Source organism: Steroidobacter sp. (assembly GCF_016790065.1).
Taxonomy (GTDB): domain Bacteria; phylum Pseudomonadota; class Gammaproteobacteria; order Steroidobacterales; family Steroidobacteraceae; genus Steroidobacter.
Genome location: NZ_JAEUPY010000639.1, coordinates 1 through 11,830, shown reverse-complemented (window position 1 = coordinate 11,830; position 11,830 = coordinate 1). Strand labels below are relative to the sequence as shown.

At 60.1% G+C, this 11,830-nt stretch carries 9 protein-coding genes; all 9 read right to left on the bottom strand.

Going from position 1 to position 11,830, the window contains the following annotated elements:
* The coding region (locus JNL55_RS26485; RefSeq protein WP_293861572.1) for an RNA polymerase sigma factor at positions 1-476 on the bottom strand (476 nt) is incomplete at its 3' end.
* An 81-nt stretch (positions 477-557) separates the two neighbouring features.
* Entirely contained in the window at positions 558-1,979 is a 1,422-nt protein-coding gene (locus tag JNL55_RS26480; protein ID WP_293861569.1) for a serine hydrolase domain-containing protein, read from the bottom strand.
* Positions 1,980-2,041: 62 nt separating this feature from the next.
* Positions 2,042-4,399 (bottom strand): TonB-dependent siderophore receptor, encoded by a 2,358-nt coding sequence (locus JNL55_RS26475; RefSeq protein WP_293861566.1) that lies wholly within the window; start codon positions 4,397-4,399, stop codon positions 2,042-2,044.
* Positions 4,400-4,510: 111 nt separating this feature from the next.
* Positions 4,511-5,584: a FecR family protein gene (locus tag JNL55_RS26470; RefSeq protein ID WP_293861563.1), complete on the bottom strand. Its 1,074-nt coding sequence runs from the start codon at positions 5,582-5,584 to the stop codon at positions 4,511-4,513.
* Positions 5,585-5,593: 9 nt separating this feature from the next.
* Positions 5,594-6,115 (bottom strand): RNA polymerase sigma factor, encoded by a 522-nt coding sequence (locus tag JNL55_RS26465; RefSeq protein ID WP_293861560.1) that lies wholly within the window; start codon positions 6,113-6,115, stop codon positions 5,594-5,596.
* Positions 6,116-6,195: 80 nt separating this feature from the next.
* Positions 6,196-7,659: a serine hydrolase domain-containing protein gene (locus tag JNL55_RS26460; RefSeq protein ID WP_293861557.1), complete on the bottom strand. Its 1,464-nt coding sequence runs from the start codon at positions 7,657-7,659 to the stop codon at positions 6,196-6,198.
* 15 nt (positions 7,660-7,674) lie between these two features.
* Positions 7,675-8,739, bottom strand: coding sequence for a dipeptidase (locus tag JNL55_RS26455; RefSeq protein WP_293861554.1), 1,065 nt, complete (start codon positions 8,737-8,739; stop codon positions 7,675-7,677).
* Positions 8,736-10,361 (bottom strand): serine hydrolase, encoded by a 1,626-nt coding sequence (locus JNL55_RS26450; protein ID WP_293861551.1) that lies wholly within the window; start codon positions 10,359-10,361, stop codon positions 8,736-8,738. The genes JNL55_RS26455 and JNL55_RS26450 overlap by 4 nt, the downstream gene beginning before the upstream one ends.
* Before the next feature lie 73 nt (positions 10,362-10,434).
* The coding region (locus JNL55_RS26445; protein WP_293861548.1) for a TonB-dependent siderophore receptor at positions 10,435-11,830 on the bottom strand (1,396 nt) is incomplete at its 5' end.

Sequence of the window (11,830 nt, the reverse complement as noted above, 5' to 3'; positions counted from 1 at the left end):
GCGCGGGCCAGATATTTTTTGACGGTGATCTCCGCAACGCCGAGTTCGGCGGCGATTTCCTCGATGGTTTTGCCTACCAGCCGATGCAACACCAGCGCCGTGGCGACATGCGGCGGCAGCTGAGCAAGAACGCGTTCCAGCTCCTCCACTCGTTCGGCAACCGTCAGCCTCTCGAACGGCTCATCGCCGGACGCCAGTTGCAGCTCGACGAACACGTCCATGATGTCGACCGACTCCGGCACCGCTGCGCGCTTTTGCGAGTGCTGGTGAACCACATGGCTGGCCACCGTGAACAGGTAAGCCTCCGGGCTGCGGATGTCGTCGTGGTTCTGTAGCCGCATCAGCCGCATGAACACTTCCTGCGCCAGATCGGGCACATCGGAGGCGTTGGACAGCTTGAGCTTCAGAAATCGACGCAGCCGCCCGCCATACTTGGCAGCGATGCTGGCGACGAAATCTTGCTTGTCTGCGGCCAATGGAGCTTCCGGACACACTTGTACTCAATGAGAGTAGAGCGCTTGGCGTATCAAAAGGTATACGCCTGTGGTCGGGAAGCTTCAGTCTTTTTTGAGTTCAAGCCAATGGGCCAAGGAGTTTCGTACCCGGGGCCCGCCAACCGGGCTGGTGGCATTGGCCGCGCCATTCAACACGCCGCCTCGCAGAGTCAGCTCCAGCTCGACCTTGTACGGATATCGCTCGGTATCGGCAGTGCCAATGCGAGCGTTGAACTCCCCGGTGAAAACAACACCGTCCCAGCGCGGATTCTTCAGTAACGCCTCCGCCTGCTCTGCCACCGTGGCGCGAACCTCTCCACCCGGCAAGAACCTCAATTGGACAGGAAGCTCACGTTCATAAGTCGATACCTGGCCGCGCCACTCACCCAACACTTGCTGGGGAGTTGTCGAGACGACGGGAGCCGGGGTCGGCTGCCGTTCCACTCGCCAGCGCGGTAACTGGGTGGCGGCGATGCGCTCGCAAACCTCGCCCGACAGACTCGAATTCCCGTTACTGAGCGCCAGCAGGGCCAACTTTTCATCGGGGAAGATCAACATCTGGGTGGAGACGCCGGCCATGCCTCCGCCATGAGACACGACCCGGTAACCGTGCTCCCGCGCCACGAAGAAACCGACGCCGTAGCCATCGTCGGCGGTGAGCGCACCCTTTACCGTGGGTCGGTGCATTTCATCGATCGATGCATCGCTGATGATTGCTCGCTGGTCGCGCAGATGCGTCTTCAAATGAAACTGTGCGAATCGGATCAAGTCGTGCGCACTGGAGAAAACTCCGCCGGCCCCGGGAGTGTCCAGCTCGTAGAACGGAATCGGCAGTCCATCCGCGCCGTAACGGGTCGCAGCGAACGGTTCGAGTCCCGGCCCGATGTCGACCGAGGTGCGCGTCATGCCCAACGGCATGAAGACTTCACGGCGCATGAAGTCTGCGTAGCGCTGACCCGAAACACGTTCGACAACGTAGCTGAGCAGGCCCGTGCCGATATTGGAGTACCGGAATCTCTCGCCCGGCTGCGTTACTAAAAAGCCATACCGAAGAATGGTCTCATCCTTGGACGGAGGGACTGGAGCCTCATCTTCATAGAAGAACTGATAGTGCATGGGCAGGCCTGCCGTGTGATTGGCCACACGGCGCACGGTCGCCTCGTGAGCGTCACCAGCTCGCCCTTGCAGCTTTGCAAAGCCGAGATAGTCATTCAACGGTTTATCGAGCTCGATCTTGCCGGCCTCTACCAGCTTCATCAGCCCGGTCGAGGTCATGGGCTTGGAGATCGACGCCAGCGAGTACATCGTGTGTTCGGTGGCCGGAATGCGCCGTTCCCGATCCGCCCAACCGAAGCCTTCCTCCCAAATCACTTTCCCGTCGCGCGCGACGGCAACTGCAATCGAAGGCACCGACTCCTTGACCAGCCCCGCACGAATGAAATCCCGCACGCCATCGAACTCATCCGCAACGCCAATCGACGTCATGCCACAGCAGAGCAGCGCGCACACTGCCCGGAGATAGTTGCTTCTCACAGCGGCACCGCCGATCAGAATCGATACGTGCCGCGAAGGTAGAATGCGCGCCCGTCCAGGTACCGCACACCGAACACGCCCTCCCCATACGAGGAGGAATAAATCTTCTCGTTGGTGAGATTCACCGCGTTGCCCTCGAACAGCACATGATCGTTGTAGGCATACGCGATCCGTGCATCCAGACGCGTGTATGACGGCAGCTGATAAGTGCCGACGGAATCTATTTCGCGTTCGCTCCGATAGACCAGACCGCCGCCCAGCGACAAGCCTTGCAGCGCGCCCGACAACACTTCGTGCGTAGCAAACAACGAGGCCGAGTGCCGTGGCGCTTCAGAGGGCGTGTGACCCACCTCGGCAGGATTGGCGGACTCCTCGATATCCACATTCAAATAACTGTAGTTGGCCAACAGATTCCACGACGGGGTGATGCGTCCCATCAGCTCCAACTCCACGCCTTCGTGAGTCTGGCTGCCGATGTTGGCGTAGATCGGCCGATCCGGGTTCGGATCGATGGTGGTGACCGCGTCGATCCGGTCGATGGTGAACACCGACACTGCGTACATGGCTTTTCCGCCGATGATCTCGCCTTTCAGTCCGATCTCGTACTGCTCGCCCCGCTCGGGAGCTACCGGCCGGCCATCGCCACCGAGCAACGTCGCGTTGAAGATCACACCTTCGCTGAAGGACGCATACGCGTTCAGAGCAGGTGTGAATGAGTAGACAACGCCCACTCGTTTCAGCAACGTATCGTCCGAGCCTGACAACGTGAAATCGCGCCCGATGATCGGGCGGTTATCACGGATGTCGGCTTTCACGCCACTCCAACGACCGGCAGCGAGAATCGACAGCTTGTCGGTTGGTCGCAAATGAACCAACGCCGTGACGCCGTAGAGCTGCTGCTCCGACACCAACGATTGCCCCGGCACGAACTGGAAAATACTGTCCGACACCGGCAACGGCTCGCCATCGAACAGATTCTTGATGTAGAACTCATCAGTGGTGAAGGTCGCTTGCTCGATCTTTTGCTGCTGCCAGTCGCCAGAAACCATGAAGGTCTGCTGACGCCCGCCGAGCGTGAGGCTCTTGGTCAGCGAACCTTCCACACTCCAGCTGGGTTTGGATTTGCTCTCCAGATACGGGAACAGAAACGCATCGCCCTCCAACGTCGCCGGGCCGAACATCAGCGAATCCTTGCCCTCCAACACGACTTTTGAATAGGCCGCGCGCACCTTGGCTTCCCAGTCGTTGCCGAAGTCATGCCCGAGTTCAGCGAAGTAGAACTGAATGTCTTTCTTGGAGTGGTTGAAGCTGGCGCCGTAGTGATTGCTGACGCCTGGTGAAGGCAGCGAACCGTCTTCGAGCAGCGTAAAACCGTCGGTGTAGCCACCTTCGAAGCTCGAATAATAGGCCTGCAGCTGCAGGTAGGTCGCATCGCTTACGTCGAAGCGAACAGCCGGCGCCACGGTAAAACTCGTGTTATCGGTGTCGCGGATGAAGGTGGCTGAGTTCGCCGCTCCTAATGCGAGCCGACCGGAAATGCTGCCCGAATCATTCAACGCACCGCCCACATCGGCTTCGCTGCGCATGTGATGAAACGAACCGAGTTCGAGGCTCACGTTCGCCACCGGCGTTCTGCTCGGCTGCTTGAGCACGGTATTGATGGTCGCGCCATAGTCGACCTCACCGTACAGCACTGAGGCCGGACCGCGGATGACTTCGACACGTTCGAGCGCCGAGTAGTCGACGCTGCCGGCCTCGGAGTCGACGGTAATGCCGTTGATCTTGTAACCGCGCTCACGGCTCACTGGAAAACCACGCGACCGCAGGACTACTTCAGTGCCATCGCCGTAGCCTGCAGTCTGCAAACCCGGCGTATAGGCAGCCAGCTGATCCGAGCCGGAGATCTTGAGCACTTTCATCAGGTCATCGGTAAACACCGTCAGCGCCTGCGGCGTCTCAACGATGGGCAGCTCAAACTTGGCCGCCGCATTCGAGGACTCGGGCCAGAACTTGCGCGAGGTCACGATAACTTCTTCGAGCTGAGGTTCAGCGCGCGCACCGGCGGCTTCACGAGTAATGGTCACCGTATCGTCGTCCAGATAGCGGAACGTCAATCCGGTGCCAGATAGGATTTGTGTCAGCGCTTCATCGCGCGTGAGCACACCCGCCGCGCCTTGAGTGCGCAGCGCATTGACGACTTCGGGCAAATAAACGATATGAAAGCCGCGTTCGTTGGCCAGTGCACGCAGCGCCGTGTCCAGCGATTGAGCGGGAATGGCGGTGGACTGACGCGCCATGGCCGGCGCTTCCGCAGAATTCGAAGCACTCGCGAAACTAAGCAGCACGGCTGCCACCACAGCTGAGATGCGCATCGACACTCCCCTGCCTCTATCGAGGCTTTCGGTGACCGCCGCGAAATGCAGCAGGCCTTTTGTAGGGATGTGTCTCAAGCAGGGAAGAATGGCCACCGGGAATGAAAAAAATTATTGGTGACGCCGCTCGATCCGCACTTCGGTGTCGTCCGCTGCCACCTGCAGCTGCATCTGCTCATCCAGAAAGCGCAGTAGTGAGGCCGGCTTCTTGGCCGAGAAGACGCCGCTGATGCGCAGGTTCGACAACGAATCATCCGCGAGTACGATCTGTCGCTGATTGTATCGATTGAACTCTTCGACCACGTCAGCAAGCGCTTCGTTATCGAAGTTGAGCGTTCGCTCGGCCCATGTCGCGATTTGCGTGGGATCGACGTGACGAGCCTGCAGGACTGGCGCTGAACCACCTGCGCCAACATCCGGCATCGTGATCTGTTCGCCGGCGGAGAGATACAGCGATGCTGGCGCCGGCGCAGTCGCGGGTGCGCTCGAAACCATAGTAACTGCGTTGGATGCCACCGCGACCCGTCCCTCGAGCACGGTGACCACTGTTCCGCTGGTGCGCCGATGGACATCGAACTGTGTACCGACCGCACGAACACTCACATCATCGCTGACAACGATGAAGGGACGAGACGCGTCCTTGGTAACTCTGAACAGAGCCTGCCCCGCGAGCAACTCGATGTGGCGTTCTGACTTCGTCATGCGCACACGCACTTGCGAGCGAGCGGTCAACTCCACCGTCGAACCGTCGCTTAGGGTAATCAGCCGTTGCTCCGCTATCCCGGTCTCATACAGCGGCGCGCGCGAAAGTTGCCACCAGACCAGTAGCACCGAGCACGCTGCAATCGACGCAGCTAGCGCTGCCCAGTACCGGCGCCGCGGCGCTCGTGTCGCCTCCGTAGCACGCATGTTCGAGTTCGGTCTGATCGATGAGACATTGCCTTGACTACGCGCATACGCGACCACGGCATCGGCATCGATTTCGAGATCCGCGGACAATTGCGGAATGTCGCTCCAGAGCGCCGCAACTTCCATGTACGCACGGATATGCTCGGGCGACTTCTTCAACCAGGCGCTGAACAACAATTGTCCGGCGACATCGACATCGCCTTCGCGGAAGTTCACAAACCATTCGCTGGCTTCGGCCTGAATCGACACGGGCGGATACTCTTCTTTCGCGGTCATGATGTGTCCCTACTCCGCCTCGCGGTCGCGTTGCAGACACCGCTCCAGCGCCGTGGCCAGATATTTCTTGGTCATGCCGCGAGAGACACCGAGGCGAGCGGCCACTTCTTCGAGCGTCAGCCCCACCACACGGTTCAGAATCAGGGTTGCATAAACGTTGGGAGGCAACTGCGACAGCGCGCGATGAAACGACTCGATCCGCTGTTGCATCTCGATCTTCGCTTCCGGTCCGGATGCCGGCAGATCGCCGAGTTCGGCCAGCACATCGGCGATATCCACCGTCTCCGGGAGTGCCGCGGTCTGGCTACGATGCTGATGCAGGACGTGGCGGGCGATGCCGAACAGATAGGCTTCGGGACTACGCACGGTGTCGAGCCGGTCGACGCGCAACAGCCGCAGGAACACTTCCTGAACCAGATCCGGCACCTCGGTTAGGGCATTGCGCAGGCGGGAGGCTAGAAAGCGATGCAAAGCCGTTCGATGCCGAACGGCTAATTCGTTGATAACAGTGGACTTATCGGCGTTTGACACTACCCGTGGCCAGCACCGCGGCCCCTCCCTACTTATATATGTGTAGGAAGACGGTGCAAATGGCCACCCGCCGAGCCGATTTATTGCTTGCTCAGCTCCAACCAGTGCGCGAGGGCGGCATGGGTGCGTGCCTTATCGCGAACGCTCACGGCCGTCGCCGACCCGTTGAGCACCTGCCCGCGCAGTCGCAACGACAACAAGACGGTGTAGTCATAGCGCTCCGTATCGGGTGTGCCGATCCGGGCGGCAAACACCCCGTTCAGCACGCCGTCCTTGAACCTTGCACTGTTGACCAGCGTCGTGAGTTGCTCACCGATGCGCACGTGAATGTCGCCACCCGGTTGAAAAGTCATCGCCACTGGCTGATCGCGAGTGTAGGTATGTAGCGTTCCTTTCCAGGTGCCGGTCAGTTCGGGGACAGCGGTGAAAGCGGGCTGCGGCTGCACCGCTTGGTTCGCCGGCCGTGGCCAACCCGGAAGAGGTTTATGCGCCAGCTGTTCGAAGGTTGTCTTCGGCAGCGAGGAACGGCCATTGCTCAGCACGACGATGGCCAGCTGCTGATCGGGGAACAGCTGCATCTGTGTGTTCACGCCGCCCATGCTGCCGGTGTGCCCCACCACCCGGTAACCATTGCGGCGAGCAGTCTGGAAGCCGATAGCGTAACCCTCGTCCTCAGTGCCGGAGGTGCGCCGGTGCATTTCGTCGATGGACGCATCGCTCAGGATTCCCTGCTGGTCGCGCAAATGCGCCTTGAGATGAAACATGCCGTAGCGGACTAGATCGTGGGCACTCGCAAACACAGCAGACGCGCCCGGATGATCGAAATCGTAGAACGGCAACGGCGCGCCGGTCGCGTCGTAACGAGTGGCCGCGAATGCCGCGAGCCCGGGACCGATGTCGACGGACGAACGAGTCATGCCCAGCGGCATGAAGACGCGGCTACGCATGAACTGCGCATAAGACTCGCCGGAGACCCGCTCGATGAGATGGTCGAGCACGCCGAACCCCAGGTTGGAATATTCGTAAGTCTCGCCCGGTCGGGTCACCAGATTGCCGTAGCGAAGGATGGTCTCCTCTGGCGACGGCCGTGCATAAGGCTCATCCGCGTAAAAGAACTGAACGTGTAGCGGCAGTCCCGATGTGTGGTTGGCCACGCGACGCACGGTCGCATCGCCAGCGTCGCCCACACGCGCGACGAGTTTGGCGTCACCTAGATAATCATTTATCGGCCGATCCAGATCGATCTTGCCGGCCTGCACCAGCGTCATCAATGCAGTCGTCGTCAACGGCTTGGAAATAGAGGCGAGCGAGTATGGTGTGTGCTCGGTGGCTACGATGCGCCGCTCACGATCGGCCCAGCCGAAGCCCTGTTCCCAAAGGATCTTGCCATCTTTAGCGACCGCCACAGCGATCGACGGTACGGACTGTTCAGTCAAACCAGCGCGGATGTAAGCACGCATGTCGTCCCATTCATCCGCAGCGACTGCGGACAATGGCCAGCACGCTGCGACCACACCCCACATCACACCCCTGGCCATCCGCATCGATCTCATCATTCGTCAGGCTCCCCAAACCGTCTGGTAAACGCGCAGCCAGTTCTCGCCCATGACTTTGCGCAGCTCGGCCTCCGACCAGCCACGCTTACGAAGACCGTCGGCCACGTTCGGCAGCTGTGCGATGTTCTCGAAACCTTTGACGTACAAGAAAGGCAGCATCTGACTGTAGGCTTCCGGTGGAATAGCCTTTCGATTCTCCGGCAACACCGGGCCAGTGCCATTGCGCCCTTCGACGAAATCCGGGCCCAGCCCGATGTGATCGACACCGACCAGCTTCTTCAAGTAATCGTACTGATCGAGATGACGCTCCAGCCCCACTTGCGGCGTGCTCAACACGTTGACGTCGTGGCGAGTGCGCGCATGGAAATCATTGAACGCCGTTATGCCGATCACGCCGCCGGTCTTGGCGATGGCTTCGAGCAGTTTGTCTGTGGAGCAGCGAGGATTGTCGTTGAGCGCGCGGATGTTAGTGTGAGTGCAGATCACCGGTACACCGCTCGACATGGCCAGTGCGTCGAACGACGTCTTCTCACCGGTGTGGCCGGCGACGTCGAGAATAATGCGAAGCTTGTGAGTGTGTTCCACCAGACGACGACCCGCCTGAGTCAAACCGTTGTCCGGCTCCAAACAGCCGCCCCCGAAATCGTTCGCCAGGTTGTAGGCAAGACCTAAGATCCGCAGACCCAGATCGTAAGTACGCTGCAGGTTCTGCTCGACGCTGGCGTCCTTGGTGACCAACGTCCCGGCGCCTTGCCAGCCGGAGATGATCGACATCTTGCCTCGGGTGTGCAGATCGCGAATCTCACGAACGGTGCGCGCCAGCGCGACGCGATCCTTGTTCTCCTCGCAGAACGTCTGCACGCGTAGCAGATTGCCCGTGCTTGGATACCAGCAATTCACCCCGCCCGCCTTGAGCATGTCCAGATACTCGCGAGTCATCACGGAAGGATCCAATCCGTTGACCACGAGCGAGTCGGGCTTGGCTGCCAGCGCGGTTGGCGTCGCAGCTACGACGCCTGCCGCCAGGGCACCGCGAATAAATTCTCTGCGGCTGGTGTCGATACTCATCGTGTTTGCTCCTGGGTCAGCCGATCGAAGGTCCCGTCGAACATGGACAAGGAAGCGCTCTTGCCCAACGGATCGATCGAGAAATTGACGAAGCTCCAAGACTCGTCACGGCCCTTTTGCAGTAGTCGAAACACATCGTGATGCCAGTGTTCCAGGGTGGCGGAGTAAGCGCCTGCGCCGGCAAAGCTCAGCTCGAGCTGTCCGTCCGCAAGCCTGACCTTGACCGGTCCAGAGTGAAGACGCTGGTCAGCATAGTCACCCACGTATTGCTCGAGCGGCAGTGACGCTGGCGCGTTCTGCAATCGTGACTTCAGCGCTGCATCCTTGCGCTCTTGCAACTCCGCCCCTGATTGTTTGGCTCGCGCCAGGAACTCGCGACTCCACTGGCGCTGTGGTTTGTTCAGTAAGTCGTCGATCGCACGCAGCGCAATTGCTTTGCGCAGGGCCTGGTTATCGCCTCCCACTGTTTGCTCACTGTTCGCCAGAACAACCACGCCAATCTTGGCTTCTGGCAGCAACGCTACGAACGCCGGAAAGCCGATGATGCCGCCGCCATGAGTCAACAGGCTGCGCTCGTGATACCGACTTTTGTTCCAGCCCATGGCGTAACCTTCCGACGTCTCCCCGAAAGGAAATCTCGAATCGCCGCCGCGCAGATTCTGAGTCTGGTGCATTTCCTTGACGACCTCGGGCGACAGGATCTGCCGGCCGGCGAAGCGTCCTTGGTTGAGATTCATGATGATCCAATGAGTCATGTCGTTGGCACTGGACACGATCGAGCCGGCGCCGGCTGCGTTGTCGTAGCTTTGCCAGGGGATCATCTTCGGTGTGCCGCGCTCATCCATGATGTGAGGCACGGCGACGTCGCCGTCGCGAGCATCAGTGTGGCTGTATCTGCCGATCGCAGCGGTACCTTGAAATGTCGGCGCCACGTACTTCGCGTCCCAGAAATCGTAAGGGCTGGCGCCGCTGCGATTCATCTGCAGTGGCTGTAGCAGGCGCTGCTTGATGAAGTCCTGCCAGCGCATGCCAGAGACTGCACCGACCACCTGCCCAGCCACGCCATACATCAAATTGCTGTAGCGATATGAGTCGCGGAATTCGGCCTCGGCCGGGATGTATCGCAGCTGGCGCACGGCTTCGTCGCTATTCATTGCGGCCAGTACGAAATACGGCGTCTCGGCAATGCCGCTGCGATGAGTAACCGTGTCGCGCAGGGTTAGATGTCGAGTCAGCCACGGATCCTGCAGCTGAAACTCAGGCAAATAGTTGACCACTGGATCGTCCCAACCAAGCTTGCCGGCATCGACCAGTAATGCGAGCGTGGCCGGCGTGAATGCCTTGGTAGTCGAGCCGATTTGGAACAACGTATCGGGCCCGACCTTGTCGGCCTTACCGTATTCCTTGACGCCGAATCCTTGCGCGAACACGACGCGGTCGCCGTGCACGACCGCCACAGCGACGCCGACGTTGCCCAGGTCAGCACGGGCCTGCTCGATGTAACGGGCGTAATCCTTGAGCTGCGGCTGCGTGCTGGCTTGCGCGCCATTGCTCGCAACCAATGTAACTAGCAAACAAAAGAGAGTTCGCAACGCCCGAGGCGTGCGGCGAATCGATTTCATGGATTGATGTCCTGGCCAACCGGCCCGATGGGAAAGTCGGCCGCGCGACGTTGCGTAGCGCGGCCGGTGAGACTTACCAGTTGTACTGAGCCGAAACCGTGACGTTGCGAGCCTCGCTGTAGGTACAGGCGTAGGCGCACGAAGCCACGTATGTCTTGTCCTGCAGGTTCTTGACGTTGAGCGCGAAACGCCAGTTCTCGAGGATGTAACGCGCGGACAAATCGTAGTCCGTGTACGGCGATATCGAGACCGTGTTAGGCAGGTCGAACGATTGGCCCACATAGCGAGCGCCAACGCCCAAGCTCATTTCGCCGAGCCCAACACGCAGGTGATAGTCGAGCCACAGCGACGCGGTGCTATCCGGCGCTGCAGGCGGCTTGCGACCCACGTCGCCGTTGTTGCTCTTGGTGATCTCGACGTCAGCGGAACCGTAAGAAGCAATTACGTCCAGACTTTCACCGAAGGCCACACGGCCTTCCACCTCGATACCCCGCGAACGAATCTCGCCAGTCTGCACCTGAAAGCCGAGGTGCGCGGTATCGAGCGTGAGCACGTTCTGCTGAGTCAGTTCGAAAGCTGCAATGGTCAGCGCAGCGTTGCGACCCTTGGGCTCGAACTTGATGCCGGCCTCGTACTGCACGCCTTCGGTGGGATCGAACGCGCTGCCGGAGAAATCTGCGCCCTGCAGCGGCTGGAAGGATTCCGAGTAGCTCAAGTACGGCGCCAGCCCGATCTCGGACAGATACATCAAGCCGACGCGCTTGGTGAACGCATCCTGCTTGGTTCGGGTCGAGCGACTGACGCCGCTTGCCGATCTGGAGCTGTCGTCGTTCTTGGCGTCGTCCCAGCGGCCACCCAGCATCGCGATCCAGCGCTCATCGAACTTGATGTGATCCTGCGCGTAGATGCCCATCTGCTTGCCGTCGGTGCCGGAAAGATTGGGACGAGGCAACGTGATGGCCTGGCCGTACACCGGGTTGTAGATATCCCACGAGCCAAGCACTGTGAACGGCTGCGCACGGGTGAACTCACGTTCGCTGTAGTCGACACCGACCAGGAAGGTGTGCTCGAACCGTCCCCAATTCCAGCTGCCCAGCAACTGATTGTCGATGCTCCAGCCGCTGTCGGTGTCGTCGCGAGTGTAGGCATAACGATTCGCCAACCTTGCCAGCGCCGGCGTGCTCACATCGCTCATGTGGTTGAACACGGCCACCGCAGCGTAATAGACGTCGTAGTCGAACCACATCACGTTCTGGCGCACTTGCCACGTGTCGTTGAAGCGATGTTCGAACAGATAGCCGAGCGTGCGCCCCTTTGAATCGACATCGTCGAAGCCCGGCTCGCCCACGAACACATCGTTGCGGATCCGGCCGTTGGGATTGGGCAGCACCGTACCTTCATACGGCTTGCCTGGATCGCCCATGGTCTTCGACTGCTGCAGGCTCGCCAACAACGTCAGCTTGGTGTCC